General features: G+C 43.5%; 21 protein-coding genes and 1 tRNA gene. 11 read left to right on the top strand and 11 right to left on the bottom strand.

The window, feature by feature from the left end; translation table 11 throughout:
* The first annotated feature begins 254 nt into the window (after positions 1–254).
* The 3 genes from BB781_RS04230 to BB781_RS04220 all read left to right on the top strand — a co-directional run bounded on the left by BB781_RS04230 (position 255) and on the right by BB781_RS04220 (position 2,979).
* Positions 255–974, top strand: coding sequence for an NAD(P)-binding domain-containing protein (locus BB781_RS04230; protein ID WP_094227254.1), 720 nt, complete (start codon positions 255–257; stop codon positions 972–974).
* Between the two features lie 169 nt (positions 975–1,143).
* Complete coding sequence (gene glnA / locus BB781_RS04225) at positions 1,144–2,472, top strand: type I glutamate--ammonia ligase (RefSeq protein ID WP_094227253.1); 1,329 nt, start codon at positions 1,144–1,146, stop codon at positions 2,470–2,472.
* Between the two features lie 3 nt (positions 2,473–2,475).
* Positions 2,476–2,979 carry a GNAT family N-acetyltransferase gene (locus tag BB781_RS04220; protein WP_094227252.1) on the top strand — a complete coding sequence of 168 codons (504 nt, stop codon included), beginning with the start codon at positions 2,476–2,478 and terminating at the stop codon, positions 2,977–2,979.
* 217 nt (positions 2,980–3,196) lie between these two features.
* Here BB781_RS04220 and BB781_RS04215 read toward each other — a convergent pair whose 3' ends face one another.
* The 5 genes from BB781_RS04215 to glnA (BB781_RS04195) all read right to left on the bottom strand — a co-directional run bounded on the left by BB781_RS04215 (position 3,197) and on the right by glnA (BB781_RS04195) (position 9,075).
* Positions 3,197–4,219 carry a Coenzyme F420 hydrogenase/dehydrogenase, beta subunit C-terminal domain gene (locus BB781_RS04215; RefSeq protein WP_094227264.1) on the bottom strand — a complete coding sequence of 341 codons (1,023 nt, stop codon included), beginning with the start codon at positions 4,217–4,219 and terminating at the stop codon, positions 3,197–3,199.
* Between the two features lie 5 nt (positions 4,220–4,224).
* Positions 4,225–4,935 carry a GltB/FmdC/FwdC-like GXGXG domain-containing protein gene (locus BB781_RS04210; RefSeq protein WP_394335325.1) on the bottom strand — a complete coding sequence of 237 codons (711 nt, stop codon included), beginning with the start codon at positions 4,933–4,935 and terminating at the stop codon, positions 4,225–4,227.
* A 35-nt stretch (positions 4,936–4,970) separates the two neighbouring features.
* Complete coding sequence (locus BB781_RS04205; RefSeq protein ID WP_094227250.1) at positions 4,971–6,479, bottom strand: glutamate synthase-related protein; 1,509 nt, start codon at positions 6,477–6,479, stop codon at positions 4,971–4,973.
* Positions 6,476–7,528, bottom strand: a complete 1,053-nt coding sequence (locus BB781_RS04200) for a class II glutamine amidotransferase (protein ID WP_094227249.1) — start codon at positions 7,526–7,528, stop codon at positions 6,476–6,478. Before BB781_RS04200 ends, BB781_RS04205 begins: the two co-directional genes overlap by 4 nt.
* Positions 7,529–7,734: 206 nt before the next feature.
* Positions 7,735–9,075, bottom strand: a complete 1,341-nt coding sequence (gene glnA, locus BB781_RS04195; RefSeq protein WP_094227248.1) for a type I glutamate--ammonia ligase — start codon at positions 9,073–9,075, stop codon at positions 7,735–7,737.
* Between the two features lie 360 nt (positions 9,076–9,435).
* On the opposite strand from glnA (BB781_RS04195), the gene hdrC reads away from it, so the two are divergent.
* From hdrC to BB781_RS04175, 4 genes are all read left to right on the top strand, one after another.
* A complete protein-coding gene (hdrC, locus tag BB781_RS04190) occupies positions 9,436–9,957 on the top strand; it encodes a CoB--CoM heterodisulfide reductase subunit C (protein WP_094227247.1) in 522 nt (173 codons plus the stop codon).
* 15 nt (positions 9,958–9,972) lie between these two features.
* Positions 9,973–10,860, top strand: coding sequence for a CoB--CoM heterodisulfide reductase subunit B (gene hdrB, locus BB781_RS04185; protein ID WP_094227246.1), 888 nt, complete (start codon positions 9,973–9,975; stop codon positions 10,858–10,860).
* Between the two features lie 129 nt (positions 10,861–10,989).
* A tRNA-Arg gene (locus tag BB781_RS04180) sits at positions 10,990–11,064 on the top strand.
* A 36-nt stretch (positions 11,065–11,100) separates the two neighbouring features.
* A complete protein-coding gene (locus BB781_RS04175; protein WP_340637507.1) occupies positions 11,101–11,553 on the top strand; it encodes an N-acetyltransferase in 453 nt (150 codons plus the stop codon).
* A gap of 8 nt (positions 11,554–11,561) precedes the next feature.
* On the opposite strand, the gene BB781_RS04170 is transcribed toward BB781_RS04175, so the two are convergent.
* Both BB781_RS04170 and BB781_RS04165 read right to left on the bottom strand, forming a co-directional pair.
* Positions 11,562–11,999 carry a GNAT family N-acetyltransferase gene (locus tag BB781_RS04170; protein WP_094227245.1) on the bottom strand — a complete coding sequence of 146 codons (438 nt, stop codon included), beginning with the start codon at positions 11,997–11,999 and terminating at the stop codon, positions 11,562–11,564.
* Entirely contained in the window at positions 11,996–13,198 is a 1,203-nt protein-coding gene (locus BB781_RS04165; protein WP_094227244.1) for a M20 metallopeptidase family protein, read from the bottom strand. Before BB781_RS04165 ends, BB781_RS04170 begins: the two co-directional genes overlap by 4 nt.
* A 195-nt stretch (positions 13,199–13,393) precedes the next feature.
* Here BB781_RS04165 and BB781_RS04160 point away from each other — a divergent pair, with 195 nt between their 5' ends.
* Complete coding sequence (locus BB781_RS04160; protein ID WP_094227243.1) at positions 13,394–14,335, top strand: nucleotidyltransferase domain-containing protein; 942 nt, start codon at positions 13,394–13,396, stop codon at positions 14,333–14,335.
* A gap of 27 nt (positions 14,336–14,362) precedes the next feature.
* Here the strand turns inward: BB781_RS04160 and BB781_RS04155 are convergent, their stop codons facing one another.
* Both BB781_RS04155 and mptA read right to left on the bottom strand, forming a co-directional pair.
* Positions 14,363–14,680: a DUF2098 domain-containing protein gene (locus tag BB781_RS04155; RefSeq protein ID WP_094227242.1), complete on the bottom strand. Its 318-nt coding sequence runs from the start codon at positions 14,678–14,680 to the stop codon at positions 14,363–14,365.
* Between the two features lie 52 nt (positions 14,681–14,732).
* The gene (gene mptA, locus BB781_RS04150) at positions 14,733–15,689 is read right to left on the bottom strand and encodes a GTP cyclohydrolase MptA (protein ID WP_094227241.1); all 957 of its coding nucleotides are present in this window, start codon (positions 15,687–15,689) and stop codon (positions 14,733–14,735) included.
* A gap of 425 nt (positions 15,690–16,114) precedes the next feature.
* Here mptA and BB781_RS04145 point away from each other — a divergent pair, with 425 nt between their 5' ends.
* Both BB781_RS04145 and argB read left to right on the top strand, forming a co-directional pair.
* The gene (locus tag BB781_RS04145; protein WP_094227240.1) at positions 16,115–16,405 is read left to right on the top strand and encodes a non-histone chromosomal MC1 family protein; all 291 of its coding nucleotides are present in this window, start codon (positions 16,115–16,117) and stop codon (positions 16,403–16,405) included.
* Positions 16,406–16,564: 159 nt separating this feature from the next.
* Positions 16,565–17,455 carry an acetylglutamate kinase gene (gene argB, locus BB781_RS04140; RefSeq protein WP_094227239.1) on the top strand — a complete coding sequence of 297 codons (891 nt, stop codon included), beginning with the start codon at positions 16,565–16,567 and terminating at the stop codon, positions 17,453–17,455.
* Between the two features lie 9 nt (positions 17,456–17,464).
* On the opposite strand, the gene BB781_RS04135 is transcribed toward argB, so the two are convergent.
* Positions 17,465–18,505, bottom strand: a complete 1,041-nt coding sequence (locus BB781_RS04135) for an archaeosine biosynthesis radical SAM protein RaSEA (protein WP_094227238.1) — start codon at positions 18,503–18,505, stop codon at positions 17,465–17,467.
* Between the two features lie 20 nt (positions 18,506–18,525).
* Positions 18,526–19,440 (bottom strand): glutamine-hydrolyzing GMP synthase, encoded by a 915-nt coding sequence (gene guaA, locus BB781_RS04130; RefSeq protein ID WP_094227237.1) that lies wholly within the window; start codon positions 19,438–19,440, stop codon positions 18,526–18,528.
* A 172-nt stretch (positions 19,441–19,612) separates the two neighbouring features.
* On the opposite strand from guaA, the gene recQ reads away from it, so the two are divergent.
* A complete protein-coding gene (gene recQ / locus BB781_RS04125) occupies positions 19,613–21,691 on the top strand; it encodes a DNA helicase RecQ (RefSeq protein ID WP_094227236.1) in 2,079 nt (692 codons plus the stop codon).
* The last annotated feature ends 23 nt before the right edge of the window (positions 21,692–21,714 follow it).

The raw sequence follows: 21,714 nt of genomic DNA, 5'->3' as shown, positions 1-21,714 counted from the left end.
TCTTCATACTAACCTTCTGCTTACATGATATGAAACCGTTGGATCAGGTCAATATCAGGTAAGTATTCTTCCCTAAGTATTTTTATTCTTATTCAGTAGCTGATAAATACTGCTGCAGATAATAGTACAGGAGGAGTTATTATTTATACCATGATAATGATTAACACAGTCACATAATCCCATTTGGACAATACCAAAAACGTTAACATATAATAGAATATGATTACATTCTCGACCATACCAGGAGAAATGTCATGAAGATCGCAATACTTGGAGGCACAGGTAATATAGGCAAAGGCTTTGCACTTCGATGGGGCCAGAAACACGAGATAATCATCGGTTCCAGAGAAGTGGAAAAGGCCGAAGCTGTCGCTGCAGAATATAATGAAGTACTTGCCGGATATGGCCATAAGGCAGGCATAACAGGTACTGATAACCAGACAGCTGCCGAAAAAGCAGATATTATTATTGTTGCCATCAGGTATAACCAACTTGGCCCTGTTATGGAAATGATAAAACCGGTTATAGAGAATAAGATAATTATCAGTGTAGTCGTGCCAATGGAAAAGAACATGTGTTACATCAACACAAGTGGTAAACACCAGATAATTCCTATCCAAAGCAAGGAATTCAATACCGAATACTTCTGTTTCTCAATGCCTGAGGCAGGAAGCGCTGCCCAGGAGATACAGAAGATGCTCCCGGATAATGCAGAGCTTGTGGCTGCTTTCCATACAGTGCCTGCAAAGAAACTGGCAAATCTTGAGATGGAACTTGACTATGACATCGGTGTTTGCGGAAATTCGATGTATTCTAAAGAAATAGTATTTGGCCTTGTAAGAGATATATCGAATATGAGACCTCTTGATATCGGCCCTCTGGAAACTGCAGCAATGATAGAATCCCTTACACCTTTGTTGATCAACGTTGCAGCCAGGAACGAAATGAAGGATGTAAGCCTGAAATTCATTTGATGTTTTTTCTTTTTTTTTGCTGTTGTTTTAAATTCTTTTTGTTTTGCCTGCTGATTTAGAATGCTCATACGCAACTTTCATGGCAACCTATAATTGCATGGAGATAGATATCCAGAAATAATTTTGCATTGCATGTGCAGAAGATAGAGGAAGAATAGCAGGCGATCAAATGATAATTTGTAATAAGGAAGACGTTATCAAAGCCATTGAAACAAACAACGTAAAGTTCATACGTTTGCAGTTTACGGATATACAGGGAATAGTCAAGGATGTTGAGATCCCTGTAACACAGATCGAAAAGGCTTTGACCACAGGAATATCCTTTGATGGGTCATCCATAGAAGGTTTTGTAAGGATAGATGAATCGGACATGGTTTTGAAACCGGACATAGGGACCTTTGCAATCCTGCCATGGAACAACAATAAAGGTCTTGTCGCAAGAATGATATGTGACATTTATCTGCCAAGCGGAAAGCAATTCGAAGCTGATCCCCGTTATGTACTTAAAAAAGTCATGAAAGAAGCTGAAGAAATGGGATATACCCTGAACGTAGGTCCTGAACTTGAGTTTTTCCTTTTCGAAAAGATAAACGGAAAGGCAACCGTTGTACCTCATGACTATGGAAGGTATTTTGAATTCGCACCTACCGATCTTGCAGAGGATATCAGAAGAGAAATTGTCCTGACCCTGATGGACCTTAACTTCGATATCGAAGCATCACACCATGAGGTCGCTTTCGGGCAGCATGAGATAGATTTCAAGTACGGGGATGCACTTACAACAGCAGACAATGTAATGACATTCAAGTATGTCACAAGGACCATTGCAAAGCTGCACGGTCTGCATGCTACATTTATGCCAAAGCCAATTGCTATTGAAAATGGGTCCGGCATGCATGTGAACATTTCACTTTCAAAGGATGGCGAGAATGCATTCTATGACGAGACTGGAGAGATGCAGATCAGTGAAACTGCAAGACAATTCATTGCAGGTGTCCTGAAACATATCAAAGCCATATCATGCATTGCAAACCCACTTGTAAACTCATACAAGAGACTCATCCCTGGATATGAAGCCCCTGTGTATATTACGTGGTCAGGTGCAAACCGCAGCTCTCTGATACGCATACCTTCCCCTAGGGGAAAGAGTACAAGGGCAGAACTTCGAAGCCCGGACCCTTCATGTAACCCATACCTTACATTTGCAGCAATCCTTGCAGCAGGTCTTGAGGGTATCAGGAATAAGATGGACCCCGGAAAAATAATGGATTACAATGTCTTTGACCTGACAAAAAAAGAACGTGTCGAGAGAGGCATTGAGACACTGCCATCAACCATCAGTGAGAGTGCTGATTATCTTGAAAATGATGAACTTCTTAAGAATACTCTAGGAGAACATGTCCATGATAATATACTCAGACTTGCAAGGGCAGAATGGGACGCATACAGAACGCAGGTCCATGAATGGGAGATACAGCGCTACCTGAATACCATTTGAAGCATGAATCCTGCATATTCAATAAAGGAAACAAGAAAAGCTGATTATCTGCAGGTCAAAAGATTCATTGAACTTGTAGATAATGATTTTTATCCTCCCCTTAGTAAAAGGGGAGGGGGCATTCATGAAAGAGTAGATGCATGCCTTGACACGCCTGAAGCAAATTTCCTTGTTGCCAGGTTAGAAGAAAGAAGTGTATCAGATCCCCTTGGTGGTTTTGTAGGTATGGTGGGCTGTACAATAAACTGGAAAAGTGATGATACCGCCTACATCAATTTTCTTGCCACGCACCCTGATTACAGGAACTACGGGATCAGCCGGGAACTATGCATGAGACTTGAAGAGAAACTTAACGAACATGAGTTCAAAATAATCTATCTTTGCACCTGGTCAAGCAACCCTGCTGCAATGAAATTCTATGAGAAGATGGGATACTACGCATATTCGATAGTCCTCAATGATAGAGGAAATGGGATCGACACGATATATTATAAGAAGAAGATTTAGATATTGTATGCAAAACAATAATATAAGATTAGATTCTCGATAAGAGAGTCTTTTCCTAAAAAATCGTTATCATTGCGGGAAACTTTGCAGGATATCCGGTATCCTCTTATGACCGCTTTGATTGAAAAAAGACAGGACACGAGTGCCTATTGCATGGTTAGGAAGAATAGAGGAAGTGGTAGGCACCGTGTCCATAAACGTGATTTTTGTTTTTTGGTTACTCCTCTGGCATTCGTTCAAGCTTCTTTAGTGATAGCTTTTCAACCAATTCCAGATTTACATCATTTTCAAGGGACAGTTTTCCATTAATTACTGCACTGTCGACAAACTGCTTGCCAACCGGATTGCGTATTATCAAGGTCGTGTAACCTTGGGCGCTGCCAATGGAACCTGCTGATATGTCTGCATCCAGTGCTGTAAGGTCTGTACATATATGGCATCCCGGACGCACACAGTCCTCTACTTCTTTTAATGAGATGACCGTCGTGCTTCCATCTTTCAGAGTGATCTCAAGTTTGCCCTTTACATCAAAGTGTATGATATCAAGAGGGTCCATCTTACGCTCTGAAATGAGTTTGTCCTGAACAAGCTTTTCGTAGTCGAAGGTTTCCGTACAGAAAAGTCCCACTGCAAGACGTATGTATTTCCTGAACGGACGTAAAAGATCCATTTCACTCTTTCGCATCTTACTTACAGCCTGTATGACACATGGGACTCCCACAACTGCTACGTTAGTATATTTGCGGGTGATGACAGCTTCTTTCAGTGAAGCTACCAGAGGAACCCACCAGTTGTAACGGCTTCCTGCATGATGGACAAGGACCTCAGATGAAGTAATTACAGCAGATGAAGGCCGCAGTGTCCAGGGATCTTCTACAACAGTGACTATTGCATCGATCATTCCATGTTCAAGGGCATTTGTAAGTATTGCGGTTACAGCCCCACCACTCTGTTTTCTTGGGATGTCGATACCTGCCTTTGCAGATACAATATCAATGTATTCACCAATGACTTCAGATGATGGTCGGTCAATCCTCGGGCATACTTCATAGCATGCACCACACGGAACCCCATCGCTGGCATCCTTACAGTAGCCACTGTTAAGAGGATGAGTGGAATCCCTGCCAGTTTCAAAGTAAATAGCATCTGCCGGACATACAGCTACACACGCTCCACATGATGCGCATTTTCCGGTGTCCCAGATTTCTGCCTTAAGATCCAGATAATTTTTACCTGCCATTATAATCACTCCCATGTGTATTTACCTGCAAAAGGCCTGCTGCTTGCAGGAATTATTCGTGAATAGTTAGTGTCCAGGAAGGAGGACGGATCTATGCCAAACCTTTCACAGAACTCTTTTATCACAGGAGTCAACCTCTTCAGGTCGTCTTCGTTAAAAGCAACTTTCTTGGCTCCGACACCAAGCAGTTTCTCGTTGACATCGCCTCTGATTACGATCTCTCCACCATGTATACCACTACCTATGCCACGATCCTGAACTGCCGATTCCTGGCCAATGCCAAATATAAGGATGAGACCACCAGCCATGTATTCTCCAAGGAACGCATGGGATGTTCCACCCACAGCAAGGATAGGACGCTTGTCCTCATACTCCTTCATGTGTATACCGCCACGATAGCCGATGTTACCTTTCACGAATACCTTTCCGCCACGCATGCTGTGTGCTACTGCATCACCTGCACTTCCGTGGATGAACAATGCTCCACTATCCATTGTGTTCCCGGGAGCGTGTTCTGCATCACCAAATATCTCACATTCCGGACCGCTCATGAACATTCCAAGATCCCCACCGGGAACGCCGTTAATGGTAATCTTTGCATCGCCTCGCAGTCCGTTACCGATGAAGCGCTGTCCGAGAACATTATTGAGAACTATTTCCTTGACACCTGAAGCCACAGCTTCACGGATCATTTTGTTCAGTGGAGTGTAGTGCATACCTTTTGCATCTATGACTAAAGGTTCCACTTCAATCAGGCCCCCACGGATTCTACTTTGAGTACATTCAGCAGACCTTCGTCAAGCATGTAACCACGCAGACGCTCACGGTTTCCACGGAGACTCTCAATGCTGTTAAGACCTGCTGCACCCATCAGTTCACTTAGTTCAAGTGTCCAGGCATTGATAAGGTTTGCAACATGCTCAGAACCAAGCTCCGGATCGATACGGTTGACAAGTTCAGGCTTCTGGGTTGCGATACCCCATGGACAGAGTCCACGGTAGCAGTTACCACATACACGACATCCAAGTGCTATGAGTGAAGCGGTTCCAATGTATACTGCATCAGCGCCAAGAGCTATGGATTTTGCAATATCGGCACTGTTACGTATACCACCACTGGCAATCAATGATACTTCATTCCTGATTCCTTGGTCGTTCAGCTTCTGGTCTACTGCGGCAATTGCTGCTTCAATAGGAATACCGACATTGTCCCTGAATACCTTTGGTGCTGCGCCTGTACCGCCGCGGAAACCATCAATGACTACCGCATCTGCGGATGATCTTGCCACACCGGCAGCAATCGCAGCTACATTATGTACTGCAGCTATCTTCACAAAGACCGGCTTTTTCCACTCTGTGGCTTCTTTAAGACTACGCACAAGCTGAGCAAGGTCTTCTATACTGTAAATATCATGATGAGGAGCAGGGCTGATAGCATCTGAACCCAGTGGGATCATACGGGTACAGGAAACATCAGAACACACTTTCTCCCCGGGAAGATGGCCACCAATTCCGGGTTTTGCACCCTGGCCAACCTTAATCTCAATTGCTGCACCGCGCTCCAGATAGTTGATGTCAACACCGAAACGTCCTGATGCTATCTGGACTATAGTGTGGTCCTGATATGGATAAATGGACTCGTGCATGCCTCCTTCACCGGTACCCATGAAAGTCCCGGTTTTTGCAACAGCCTTTGCAAGACTGAGCTGTGCGTTCAGGCTGATAGCACCGTAACTCATGTGGCCGATCATTATAGGAGTGTCGAGTTTGAGATTTGGAGCAAGCTTTGTTTTAAGCTCCACGTCACCATCGTTCTTTGTAAATTCAAGCTTAGCAGGCTTCTTACCTAGATACGTCCTCAGCTCCATTGGCTCTCTTAGAGGGTCGATGCTTGGATTTGTGACCTGGCATGCATCCAGTACCAACCTGTCAAATATAATAGGGTAATCACGTGCATTACCCATCCCCGCCAGGATGATCTTTCCTGTACGTGCCTGGTTTATCACATCTTCACGTGCCTCTGCTGTCCATAGAGGGTGGCTGCGATAGTCCACAGGCTTTTCCTGAAGCATGATGGCATCTCTTGGACACATGGAGATACAGCGATGGCATGCAGTACATTTACGGGAATCTATGAGGATCTTGTCATTTTCAATCCTGTAAACGCCATAGGAACAGTTGTCAACGCAACGCATGCATTTCATGCACTGTTCACGGTCAATGCTTATCTTATACTTTAGAGGAACACTACCAAGGCTCATACCATAACCCTCCCGATGACTGGCTCTCCTGCTCTTGGCATGTATATTGTCTGTACTTCAGGGTCCATCGTACGTATGGCGGCCTCTTCACTTGATATATAGAGACGGGATCCATTTTCCCCTACAACAAGAGGACGCAGCTTTATCCTGTCAGTGAAACCGACGATCCCATCCTTTGTAGCAACAACTATTGCAAAAGGACCATTCATTAATGCAGGTCCGTATGTAAGACGCAATGTACGCAGGAATTCTTCCTTCTTTTCCGGCATATCGTCTATCTCATCCCAGAAAGGGGGGGCAAGTGCTGTAACAACAGTCTCAGGTGGAAGTCCGTGTCTCCTTCCGAGAAGATCGAATAGGTAAGCAACGACTTCAGTATCAGTAAACATTGTACACTTGTATCCGTTGCTTTCCACATAACGACGGTTTGTACCGTAAGAAGTTATCTCGCCATTGTGGACAACTGCCCAGTCAAGCAAGTTGAAGGGATGAGCTCCTCCCCACCATCCCGAAGTGTTAGTAGGATAACGGTTATGTGCAAGCCAGATGTAACCCTTGTAATCCTCTATCCTATAGAAGTTGGCTACATCCTCTGGCCATCCGGCAGCCTTGAAGACACCCAGATTAATTCCTGAGGAGAATATCAAAGCACCTTCGATGGAAGAATTGACAGTCATCACCAGATGCTTGACTGTATCATCAGCAGGATTTGTTGTACCTACTATCAGATCGGTATAAGGTCTGAAGAAATACCTCCAGGGAATGTGTTCCTTTTTGAGATCCGGCTGATCATATGTAGGGATCTCTTCCTGATGGATTATCCTTCCCCATTTCTGGAGGATGCTGTCCACCATAGTTTTCGGTTCTAACAGATTATCAAAAAATACGTGGATCGCATAACAATCTGCATAGTCAGGATAGATGCCATAAGCTACATATCCTGCGCCTTCTCCACTTCCTCTTTCATCCATCAGACTCAAGGCTCTCTTAATACTGGAGCCGTCCATTCTGGACATTGTCCGATCGATTACGCCTATAATTCCGCACATGTTGATCACTATAAGTATTTAATTCAGGGGCTGTGAGATAGTATTAACCTGATATGAATTTAACCATGCAAAAATCCATACAGGATACAATGGAAAGCCCGCAGTTGCGTGAACAACTTCTATTCACGTTTTAGCAGCTTCAAAAAAGCTGCTCACTTGAGATATTATTAGTTGGATATAAAGTGTGAAAGTAAGGGGAATTCCCCTTACAGTATACTAAGGTAGGTATCCAGTTCCCACTGGTGGACCTGTGCCTTATATTCATCCCACTGGGCATTCTTTGCTTTGAGGTAGTTGGTGAATACGTGATCTCCAACTACATTCTTTACAAACTCACTGCCTGCCATAAGGTCAATAGCTTCCTTCAGGCTGCCTGGTAATGATTCGATACCTCTTGCTTGTTTTTCAGCATCCGTAAGCTTGAATACATTGACATCGGTTGATGCAGGAGGTTCCATTTCGTTCTTGATACCTTCAAGACCAGCGCGGAGCATGACTGCAAATGCAAGGTATGGGTTGCATGCAGGGTCAGGGCATCTCAGCTCGATCCTTGTGCCCAGGCCTCTTGATGCAGGGATCCTGATAAGGGAACTGCGGTTTGATGCAGACCAGGTACAATAGATAGGTGCCTCATACCCAGGTACAAGTCTCTTGTATGAGTTTACAGTTGAGTTGGTGATTGCAGCGAATTCACGAATGTATTTCAAAATACCTGCAATGTACTGTTTTGAGGTTACAGAGAGCTGGTCAGGAGTGTCCGGATCATAGAATACATTCTCGCCATCCTTCATAAGGGACTGGTTGGAGTGCATGCCTGAACCATTTACACCAAATAGTGGCTTTGGCATGAAGCTTGCATAGTATCCCATGTGATATGCAATGGATTTTACAACATACTTGAATGTAACAATGTTGTCAGCTGTGCTTAATGCATCACCAAATCTGAAGTTGATCTCATGTTGTGATGGAGCAACCTCATGGTGGGAAGCTTCAATTTTAAAGCCCATGTCCTCAAGAGCGAAGTCAATTGCTCTCCTTACATCCTGTGCCTTGTCAAGAGGAGCGAAGTCGAAGTATCCTCCTTTATCGGTAAGGTTTGTTGTTGGGTGGCCTTTCTCATCAAGCCCGAATAGGAAAAACTCAAGTTCCGGACCTGTGTTCATGGAGTAACCCAGCTTATTAGCTTCTGCAATTGCCTGCTTAAGGACATATCTTGGGTCACCCTCAAATGGCTTTCCATTTGGCCTGTACACATCACCAATTATACGGGCAACTGCGCCTTCCTTTGGCCTCCATGGAAGCAACCTGAAGGTTGATGGATCTGGCATGAGAATCATATCGGATTCTTCTATCCTTGTGAATCCTTCGATTGATGAACCATCGAACATTACACCATTTTTGAATGCACCCTCAAGGTCTTCTGCAGGGATAGCCCAGCTTTTGATCATACCAAGAGTATCGGTGAATTGGGTTCTTATGAATTTGACATCGCACTCGGTTACAGCCTGTAACACGTCTTCCTTTGTTACTGGATTTGCTTTTACCATTTTGACTACTCCTCTATTCTCAAAGGGGGTAAGTAACCCATTACCTATTAGGTAATATATATAGTTTACTAATGAAGGATGAAAATGCTTACTCTACAAATAAATATAAACCCGGTGAATAGTTAAACCTTGTCTCTGAAATGAGATAATAGTTATAGAAAACATGATTCTGAAAAATGCACCCGAGTTTAAGAACTTATTATAAGACCCATTCAATTATAAATGTGCACACCATAGAAAACACTAAAGTAAAGAAAGAAGGCTGTCCATGTCTGATGGCGCCGCAACCTTCAGAGGATACTGCGGAAGGTTTATCATTCTTGCAAAAATAATGATTTTAAGTATACAGCGAGAACCGATATGAAAGATAGGAACACAGCTGAAACAGTAACTGAGGAGAAACTCAAAAATGCCTCCATTGATGCACTTAAATGTATGCAATGCGGAGCATGCAGTGGTAGTTGCCCCTCTGGAAGACATACCAGCCTGAATATAAGAAAACTTGTGAAAATTGCAGGCAAAACAACTGATATCCTCAGTAATGAAGAACTCTGGATGTGCACAACCTGTTACAACTGCCAGGAAAGATGTCCGAGAAACATAGCAATTGTTGATATATTACTTGACATCAGGGCCATTTCGGTACATCAAGGAATCATACACCCTGAGCACATGGAAGTATGTAAAATGCTGCTTGCATACGGACATGCAGTACCCATTAATGAGGAGAACAGAAAAAAAAGAACAGATATTGGAATGGAAGAACTGCCTGAAACCGTACACAAATATGAGGATGGACTCAACGAAGTAAAAACCTTGCTTGATTCCTGTGGTTTTAGAAAATTGATAACAGAAACTGACGGACCGATTAAAGATATATAAAGAAGAAGGTTAAATATGAAAGGATTGTCTCTTTTTTTAGGATGCCTTGTGCCAAACAGATACCCAGGAATCGAACTGGCAACTAAATTATGCCTTGCAAAACTTGATGTTGATTGCGCAGACCTTCCCTGTGCATCCTGTTGCCCGGCTCCGGGAGTTTTCCGTTCATTTGACAGGACGACCTGGCTGACACTCGCAAGTCGCAATATAGTCTTGTCAGAACAAATGGAAAGGGACATGCTTACGATCTGTAATGGATGTTTCAGTACGCTTGCAGACGCAAACCGCTGCATCAAAGGAGAGGATTCTGCAAAGGAAGAGGTCAATGAGCATCTAAAGAAGATAGGAAAGGAAATAAATGGCACTATTGATGTACGGCACATTATAGAGTTCCTGTATCAAGAGTACGGCCCTGAGAATATCAGATCCTATGTTGAAAAACAGTTAGACATCCGGGTTGCCGTACATTATGGATGCCATCTGATCAAACCCACAAAAGACAGAGGACTTGGAAATTTTGAACGCCCCGTATTTTTTGACGAACTTGTCACCGCACTTGGGGCAACAAGTGTTGAGTACCCGGACAAGATGGCATGCTGTGGAGCTGGTGGCGGAGTGCGTTCTGCCATGAAGGACAGGTCCCTGAAAATGACAGAGGCAAAACTTTCCAGAATAAAAGAAGCAGATGTCGATTGCATTGTCAACTCATGCCCGTTCTGTCATATGCAACTGGGCGAAGGACAAAGAGAGATCAAAGAGAGAATGGGAACCGAATTTGACATACCTGTCCTGCATTATACGCAACTCATGGGACTTGCACTTGGATTCCCCCCTGAGATGCTTGGAATCGATGTCAACATTGAGAAAAATAAGAGATTTATGAACCTTCTGGACACTGAATAATATCTAAAAGGACATACTCTGCGGTTCAAACAGAAAAGTCCTTCTAAGATACAGAGAAGAAAACATGTCAGAAAGGTTTTTCACCAATAAGTTTAAGAGATTGAATGTTATTACGAGAGTACACAACATGAGCGTGTGGCCTAGTCAGGATATGGCGGCAGCCTCCTAAGCTGCAAGCCGAGGGTTCAAATCCCTTCACGCTCGCTATTTTTCTTTTTAATAATTTCCGGAGATTGATAAGTGATAATAAGAAAGGCTACTGTCAATGATATACCAGGAATTAAGAGCATCATAGATTACTATTCAAAATTGGAAAAGATGCTTCCACGATCATTGAGCGAACTATACGAATTTACCCGTAGTTTCTACGTTTGTGAGATTGAGAATGAAATCGTAGGTTGCTGTGCCCTTCAGGTAAGCTGGGAAGACATGGCAGAAGTATTATCCTTTGCTGTGAAACCGGAGCATCGGGGAAAAGGCATTGGTACTGAACTTGTCAGGGTCTGCCTTGAAGATGCAAAAAAACTTGGCATCAATAATGTATTCACGCTAACCTATGCAGTTCCTTTCTTTGAGAAGCAGGGATTTGAAAAAATAGACAAACAGTTACTCCCACATAAAGTATGGAGCGGATGCATAAAATGTCCCAAATTCCCAAATTGCGATGAAGTTGCAATGATGAGAAGGATATGAATCTCGCATTACAGGGACTTTTCAAAATACATAGTCCCATTATCTTCTTTTAATAAAACAAACCCATGTTGCAGATACATTGATATGGCTTTTTTGAGTGATGAATCGGTTTTCAATCTTGCACATGAATAGTTTTGTTTTGCAAATTCCAGCACTGCCTTAAATAAAGCCAGACCCAGCCCTTTTCCCCTGCATTCTTTCTTAACATACAGTCGTTTTATTTCACAAATGTCCGATCCAATATTCCGTACAGCAGATGTTCCGACCACCTCTCCGTTATCAAAAGATATGAAAAAACCGCCACCTTTGCGGATATAATTGCTCTCAATATCATCCAGATCTGAATCTTTCAGTGGATCGTAGTCAAACCCTTCTTCAGAAAGCACACCAAGAACGAATGATCTTGCCCTGAAAGAACACTCAGGCGAGAAAGGCACTATATTCATTCAGGATCTACCCCCAGATATACTTCCGGATCCTTTAGAAAATCAACGGCTACAGAATAGAGTAACTCAACACCGGTGATCAATACATCTTCATCTATGTCAAAACTGCAAGAATGATTTCCTTCCACAATTCCTTTTTCTACATTCCTTGTCCCAAGGATAGCAAACATGCCCGGCACTTCCTGTAAATAGTAGGCAAAATCCTCTGCACCAAATATTGCTTCTGCATTGGAGTTAACATACGGGAATGTATTTTTTAGCAACCTTGAAACTGCATCCGTGAAAACAGGGTAGTTGAAAAGTACAGGATACCCATACTGAATCTTAAGTTCATAGGTAGGAACGCCATCAATGTCCTCCTGAGAATAAGATCCCATAAGAGAATCAAGAAGTGAATACATTGTATTTTTTATCGTTTCTGTATCACTATCGTCAAAAGTCCTGAAACTGCCAACAATTTCAAGCTCATCCGGCGTCCTGTTGAACTGTTTACCACTATTGATAGTGCCAAAGCCAAGTACATAATCCGAAGAAGCCACTTTCTGTGACACCCGAGAGTTCAGGGAAGATATGAATTCGGATGCTATCTGTATAGGATCAATGCAATAATCCGGTGTCGAATGATGTCCACCTTTTCCGAATATCTTTACTGTAAACCGGTTGGAACTTGCCATGAATGGTCCCGGACGCAAGTTTATGGTACCAACATCAACATCACCGAATATATGAAGTCCAATAATTGCATCCACACCTTCAAGACCGCCCTCGCCTATGACCCGCACAGCACCGCCGGGAGGAACTTCCTCAGCAGGCTGGAAAATAAATCTTACAGTTCCACAGATATCCGGGCACTTTTCCTTGATCATCCGGGCAACACCAAGAACTATGGCCATATGCCCGTCGTGACCACACGCATGCATCACACCAGGATTCTGAGAGATATATTCAGCATTGAATCTTGTCAGGGATTCATATGCCGCAAGTGCGTCAATGTCCGAACGTATGGCAATACACGGACCATGGCCCCTGCCACGAACTTCAGCAAGAACACCTGTATCTGCAATCTTTCTGCAATCGATCCCAAGTTCCTTCAGAATAGATATAATCCGCCCCTGAGTCCCATACTCATGATAACTCATTTCCGGATTTCTGTGGAACTCACGACGAATATCCCGTACCCATTTTTCAAAGGATTGCAAACCGTTTCACCTTGCAGCAAATGTATTAAAACAACTATACTTCACTATAATAGACAGACCATTATAATCAGGACTATATATCATATTTGATATCTGACCCTTCGGGTCAGTACTATTTTTATGTAAAAAGGCAATTTACCTGTACAAATATTTACCGGAAAATAACTACTGGAAAAATAAGCAGGAAGACTAAATATGATCAAAACACGACTAAGGGATTTCCTTGTAACAAAAGATGACTGGATTTTTGCAGTTTCCGATTATTTCCACCCACATGGCATCAGGTCAACAATGAGGTACGTACCTGACGAGAATGGTGAACGCGAACTCAATGGAAAACGCTACAAGAAATATGATTTTGATGTGGCTTTTGACTTCATGCGCAGCAACCGCCCCGAATGGGTAGAAGATGTCCATGTTGTGCCTGAAGACCAGATAAAAAAAGTGCTTCCGCCAAACAGTGTTATTGACAGCCTATATGACTCTGACAAAAGAGTGAAAGCTGTTGTGGATGTCCTTGAGAAAGCAGGCATCAGCAGAGATATGATGGGCGTTACAGGCTCACTTTTACCGGGGCTTCAGAATGAAGGATCAGACATCGATTTTGTAGTATACGGTGAATCATGGTTCATTGCCAGGGATGCAATAGCAAAGGCAAAGGCAGAGCCCGGACCCATAGATGATATTGATGGGGCAATGTGGAAAAGAATATACAACAAGCGAATCCCTGAGATATCATTTGAAGAGTTCATACTTCATGAGAAAAGGAAGGGAAACCGTGGAATGGTTGACGGCACATATTTTGATCTTCTTTTCGTCCGCGACTGGGAACAGATCAAAGAGCAAACACACAGAGGAAAAGATATTGGCACTATGAAAATAGAAACCAAGGTCACAAATGCAGACCTTGCCTTTGATAGTCCGTCAGTATACAAGGTTGAACATGAGGAAATAGACCACGTACTTTCCTATACGCACACCTATGCAGGACAGGCACTTGCAGGAGAAATAATTGAGGCGCAGGGTGTTGTGGAACAGGTAGGAGACATAAAAAGACTAGTTGTGGGAACTTCCAGGGAACCTAAAGGTGAATGGATACGGTCACTCTCATTGATTGAAAATGAAGGCTTTATTTAACTTTTTTAAAAAATAGAAACGAGGCGGTTAACCACCGCCCGTCACCTGCCCGATGTCAACACTGGTTCCGGTTCCTGCCCCGTAAGAGCGTATATAGGATTCAGCATCTTCTACAGAAGTACGAGCCTTCATTTCTTCTATCAGCTCGCTGGCATCTGCAATAACAAGTGTTTCCGGTTTATAATAAAGACCTGTTTTGTCCAACATCACCCAGATACCTTCATCATCTTCCTTAAGATCAATAACCTTTCCAACAGTACCGGTATTCACGTACCTCACTACTGAACCTATTAAAATGGGACTGCCACCTATATCAAAAGCTTCGATTATTCCAGAATCTTCCATGGTGTAACTCCTGTGATTTACTTTTTAGGCATATGAGACCACTGATTAATAATTAAGCATCCTGGGAAATTTCCAGACGCAGGTCACCAATGGTTGCCACCCTTTCGGCAAAAGCATTGTGTCTGTGTATGCTTTCCTCATTGATCTGTTTGATAGTCACAATTGATTCGTTAGGCAGGTGTTCAAAACCCTTGACAATATTCTTTGCCATGGTCCTTACACAGTCTTCCACGAATTTAGGATTATTGTGAGCTGTCTGAACGACCATTGCCTCATCAGCACGCTTAAGAAGCTCAAATACACTGGAACTCATGGACTTTTCAATTATCTCTATGATCGTTTCAAGTGATACGAAAATGTTACCTTCCACCTCTATGGAGATTATACCTCGTCCACGCTGGTTGTGAGTGGCCATCGGGACCCTGTGAAGGAATTCTGCGATGTGCTTGTCATTCACACCTATGTTTTCCAGCTCCTTCCTTGCATTATCCCTCATGATCTCCTGTGCGCATGGGCATGCAGTCATCCCCACTACCTCAGCACCAATGAGTTTCTTGACCACTATGTTCTCAATATCTTCGCGCATGGCAATTGCTTCAGCAAATATCTCAACGACTTCCTGACACTCCATTTTGGTGGACGGAGACTCCCTTTTGACCACGTACTCACTTTTTAGAATAACTTCCGCACGTGTCGCATATTCATGACGGGTCAGTAGACTCTGGGCAACGTCACTACAAAGCTGTTCGATCTCATAAACAGGCATATTGACTGCTTTTTCGAGTACTTCGTCCACTGCCTCGAAATTGCGTGACAGGTTAGCACCCTTCAGGTGGGAAGGGAGATCTACGAAGATATCAAAGGTACATATCAGGATAACAGGGCGCTTGTCCCTCCTCTTGATCTGTACCAGTTTTTTAACATTAGTAACGCCGACACGAGTCAGGTTAATAGGTATTTGAGGCTTGTTTGCCTGTATATCGGGTAGTTTGACAACCGGGACTTCCATTATTATGACCTCTGAAATCAAAAAGTAAAACCATTCTATAATGATGGATAGTAATTATATCATGCTGAAAGGGATTCATTACATGTAAATGTTGTGTTAAGTCATCCAACGACTAAAATAAAATAAAAAAGAATCAGAAGAATATGCAAAGTATTAATCCAGTATCAGAAGCCAGATAATAATAAGAAGCATATTAGTTTGTAAATCAAGTTAACTTGACATGTTGCCACATAACGCTCTCAATACACTCAGTTCCTAAGCAAATAATATAAAAATATACTCATATTTCAGCCAGATAAATGCCCTAAATTGCGGGAAATACGGTAAAACAAGAACATAAGACAACATTAAAAGAAAAATATATATACCTTATATACTAAATACCGTTAGCATAGGTAATCGCATAATGATTACGAGGTGACATCATGTCTGAAACAAGAAATTTTGTGTTAAGAGACAAAAAAGGAAATGAACATGGGGTATTCACTGGAAAACAGCCAAGGCAGGCTGCGCTTAAAGTGGCAAACAGAGGAAAAGGAACAAAATCAAAGCCAGAGGACATTAGGCTTCGCGAGCGCGGAACAAAGAAGATCCACGTCTTCAAAGGCTGGAAAGAGAAGGTCGAAGCACCTAAGAACAAACCAGACTGGATGCCCGACAAAATTAACAAGCCTTTTGTAAAGAAGGTCGGTATCGAAAAGCTGGAAAAAGTCTGATTTTCATAAAGGACCCATTTTTGGGTCTTTTGTTTTACTTTGCTCATCTGCTCCTGCGGCAGAAATAACTTTTAAATCATTTAAGCATATTAATAACAAGTTCCGGATTTTTAATAGCACACATGCCCGGAGTTTACAAAATAATTGCAGGTATACACCATGACACTTAATCGAGAGAATGTACTGATTGAAGCATTGCCATACATAAGGGAATTCCATGATTCAATAATGGTAATCAAGGTTGGCGGCCATGCAATGGTCAATCCCGAGGTGATGAGTGACATCATACAGGATATTGTCCTTCTGAAATTTGTAGGGATACACCCAATTATAGTGCATGGCGGTGGCCCGGAGATTTCGGAAAAAATGAAGCGCATGGGAAAGGAATCCCAGTTTGTCGGTGGCCTGCGGATAACAGACGATGAAACACTTGAGATTGCGCGCATGGTCCTTGTGGGCAATATCAACACTGAGATCGTTGCACTAATTGGAAAACACGGTGCTAAGGGGATAGGACTTTCAGGCAAGGACGGGAAATTAATAATCGCAAAGAAAAAACCATTCCAGAAGGTCATGATTGAGAACGTGGAACACGAAGTTGATCTGGGATGGGTCGGCGATACGGAGATAATCAACCCTGAGTTACTTTATATACTTATTCGGGAGGGGTATATACCTGTAATATCACCAATTGCTATGGATGTTAGCGGAAAAGCCCTGAACATAAATGCAGATACAGTTGCAGGGGATATCGCAGCAGCCCTGAAGGCCAAGAAACTCATTCTTATGACCGATGTGCCTGGGCTTCTTAGAGACATTAAAGACAGAAGTTCACGTATCTCAAGAGTTGCTGTTGAAGAAATAGACGACATGGTCGACAGCGGGCTTATATCAGGCGGAATGATACCAAAGATGAGAAGTGCTGCTGGTTCGGTAACAAGCGGAGTTGAGAAGATCCATATAATAGATGGAAGTGTTTCACACTCAATACTACTTGAACTTTTCACAGATACTGGAATCGGTACAATGGTCTATAAAAAAGATGAGTGAGAACTCATCTTAATCCATTATCGGACTGCCAAATGTGTGAGCCTCAAGTTCTAATACCTGCTCCCAGAGGTCTTTACAGTCACATGAAAGATGCTCCAGACAAGAAATGTCCTGTGTGAGCGAGAACAGCCTGATGGCATCAGCAACGTCATGACTGCATTCCCTGCAATTATGAGGGCCTCTTTTAGAACCCGCACCCACCGGATCAGATGTGATTATCATATCCGGGAACTCAGCTTTTGTCCGTTTGAAAATCTCGACAATGCTCCAGAGCCATGGGGGACGATACTGTTTCCTTTCCCACAGGTACTCGACAAATGTGCCCCGCTGGACATTACAGAGATTGATGGAAAATGTATCCGTATACTCTGCAGCATCCCGCACAGTTCTTATAATGTCCTCCAGCGCATCCTTCTCGGAAAGGAACAGCGGTTTTAGCATGAGATAGGATTTCACGGTTGCGCCATTTGCCCTTGCGGCTATTGCAGCGTCTGTAAAGTTCCTGAAAGTAAAACCTTTGTTGATTGATTGTTTGCGAATAACATCCGAACTTGTCTCAAGACCCATTGCAACCTCAAAGTCTGTATTTTTGAGGAAGCTTATGCAATCCCTTACATTATCCTCAGTTACAAACTCAGGGCGTGTCTCTGCCAGCACTTTTACAATCCTTTCATCAGCATCAAGCTGAGCAAGGATCCTGTGCCGCACCTCAAGTGGTATCTCTTTGATATCAAGAAAACTGCCTGAAGTGAATATCTTGACCATGAACCTTTCAAAACCAGAAGCTTTTTTCATTGCCCTTGATAACTGGGCCATCAGATCCTCATCAGAAGGAGAGGTCTGCGCACTGTCATAGACATATCCGCACATGGTACACCCTCCTGCCTTGCCCCACCAGCATCCTGATGTCTTAAAAATGATGGTAATAGTGTCAATCTGTCCGGTGCCAAGAAGATCTTTACCGGTCCAAACAGCACATGGCTCGTTGGAAGGAGATGGCTTCACTTTCTGGCGATTACGGATATCAAGAACTGCTTTATTTAGTGACATTTCCTTACTCTTACTGATACTTACTCGAACTCTATTGTTGCAGGTGGTTTTGGTGTCAGGTCATACAGGACCCTTGCAACTGATGGGATCTCTGCAGTGATCCTGGATTCTATCTTCCTCAGGACACTCCATGGAAGTTCCATTGCCTCTGCGGTCATGCCATCCCTTGAACCTACTGCCCTTACAGCAACTATCCAGCCGTGGACCCTCACATCCCCTTTAACACCAGTGCCCTTGCCAACAATTGCGGCGAAAGTCTGCCATGGGTGGAACTGCTCCACAAGTTCTTCCTCAACAATTGCATTGGCTTCCCTTACAGCATCCACAAGTTCTTCTGTGACCTTGCCGACGATCCTTACTGAAAGACCGGGACCCGGGAAAGGCATCCTCTCAGAAATCTCATGCGGAAGTTCCAGTGCACGGGCAACCTCACGGACCTCATCCTTGTACAGATCCTCTATTGGCTCCACAATTGACTTGAAATCCATAACCGATGGAAGGCCGCCTACGTTGTGGTGTGACTTTATACCGCCCTCGGACTCGATCCTGTCAGGGTAAATGGTTCCCTGTATAAGATACTCGGCCTTCAGTAACTTCGCTTCTTCTTCAAAAACACGGATAAAAGTCTCGCCGACTGCCTTGCGTTTCTCTTCAGGGTCCCCGATACCTGCAAGAGCTGAAAGGAAACGGTCCTTTGCTTCTACGACCTGAAGGTTCATGTCAGAGAATATCTCCTTGATCCTTTCAGTTTCGCCTTTGCGCATCAGTCCTGTGTCTATGTAAATTGGTGTCAGCTTGTCACCAATGGCACGGTGTGCAAGGATAGCACAGACAGAACTGTCCACACCTCCGGAAAGTGCTATAATGGCCCTGCCATCGATCTGCTGCTGTATTTTTTCTATTGCTTCAGGAATGAATTTGTCTACTTTTACCATGAATGAGAACTCCAAAAATGAGATTTACCCTGAGATAGTATTTCGTACATATTAATGCTCGCCCGGACATAAGAGTCTTGCCAGAGGATAAGACGTAATACTTTCACCCTGCTTACCAGACCATTAAATATACTGGATACCTATATGCAGAAAAAACAAATATGGTCTAAAGATGCATAAGACTCTCCGGAAGTACTTTGGATATTCTGAATTTCGCCCCCTGCAGGAGGACATAATCAACGACGTGCTTAATGGCCGGGACACTTTTGTGCTTATGCCCACCGGAGGAGGCAAATCTCTTTGTTACCAGCTTCCTGCCCTGCTTAAGGATGGCATCACGGTAGTCGTTTCTCCTCTGATTTCCCTTATGAAGGACCAGGTGGACAGCCTGAAGGAAAACGGTATAAATGCCGCATTTCTCAACAGCACCCTGAAACCTGCCGAATCCGGGAGAATATATGAAGAACTGAAAAGGGGCGAGATAAAGATCCTGTATGTGGCACCTGAAAGGCTGACCATGTCACATACCATTACGCTCCTGAAGAGCCTGAATGTGAGCCTTTTTGCAATTGATGAAAGCCATTGCATCTCTGAATGGGGACATGACTTCAGGCCGGAATATCGCAAACTCAATTTCCTGAAGAAAAAGTTCCCAGGAGTCCCGATAATTGCGCTTACTGCAACAGCCACACCAAAAGTAAGGGAAGATACCATTGAGCAACTTGGTATCAGGCAGGGTAAAACATACGTTGCCAGTTTTAACCGTCAGAACCTTTTCTATAGGGTCAGGGCAAAGAAAGACACTTATGACAATGTACTGCAATACCTGAGAAAAAAGAAGGGAGAAAGCGGTATAATCTATTGCCAGAGCCGCAGGACTGTTGACAGCCTTACTGAAAAGCTCAGGAAGGACGGATTCAATGCCCTCCCATATCATGCCGGCCTGAAAGACAGCCAGAGAGAAAAGAACCAGGAGATGTTCATAAAGGACAGGACGGACATCATTGTAGCTACCATTGCCTTTGGCATGGGAATCGATAAGCCTAATGTCCGTTTTGTTATTCACTATGACCTTCCTAAAAACTTAGAGAGCTATTACCAGGAAACCGGCAGAGGAGGAAGAGACGGACTTGAATGTGAGTGTGTACTGTTCTTCAGCCGCGGTGACAGGTTCAAGATAGAGTATTTTATCAAACAGAAGGATAAGAAGGAAGAAAGAGACATCGCCTTAAAGCAGCTCAGCGACATGGTAGACTACTGTGAGAGCAACATCTGCCGCAGGAAAGTATTGCTCAGGTATTTCGGGGAGGAGACACCTGATGACAATTGTGGGAAATGTGATGTCTGCCTGCAGCCACGCATACAGGTTGACGGTACAGACGATGCTAAATTGCTTATAAATTGTATAAAGGAACTTGACCAGAGGTATGGCCTGAACCATGTAATTGATGTGATTACAGGCAGCAGGGCAAAGAAGATCACAGACAAGAAACACCATCTTCTTAATAACTTTGGTCAGGGTGACATGCATACCAGACCTGTCTGGATGGAAATGGCACATGAGATGATACGGCAGGACATAATCAAAGTGGAAGGCGCACGTTATCCTCTCCTCAAACTTAACAGGAAGAGCGAAGAAGTCCTGTCCGGTAACAAAGTAGTTATCTTCACACGTAAAGTAGAGGAAGAATGCCAGGGGGATTATGAACCGGTGGAATCTTCCCCGGGGAAAGATGAAAGTCCCTTGAAGCCTTCTTCTGTGTTGCGCAGGAAAATTAGTGATGACCCTGACCGGGACCTCTTCGATAAACTGAAAGAACTGCGCATATCTATGGCCCAGATGCAGGATGTACCCCCATATATCGTATTTGCCGATACGAGCCTACGGCAGATGGCTGCCAGAAAGCCCCGCAGTAAAGAAGAACTGCTGAAGATAACCGGCGTAGGAGAGTACAAACTCAAGAAATACGGAGACACTTTCCTCAAGGAAATTGCAAAGTATTGTGATGAAAAGGAAAAAAATCATTCAGCAGACGAACAGGAAACTCCCAAACCTGAAACACGAACAGAACATGACAGGAAAAGAACATATTCACCAGGCTTAAAACCGAAGCTTGAAAAAGAACTGGTGCTCAGAACAATGGATGCACTGGAAGAGGATCTTGTCAGAATGATAAAAGATAAACTCGGCGGCGTTTTTTCTGATGAAGAAATAAGAAATGTGTATAGATCCCTCATCGTAGAAAAATGATATTGGATAATATACACCTAAAT

Source organism: Methanolobus psychrotolerans (assembly GCF_002243045.1).
Classification (GTDB): Archaea; Halobacteriota; Methanosarcinia; order Methanosarcinales; family Methanosarcinaceae; genus Methanolobus; species Methanolobus psychrotolerans.
The sequence above is the reverse complement of the archived record's forward strand: the minus strand, read 5'-3'. Positions and strand labels throughout refer to the sequence as shown.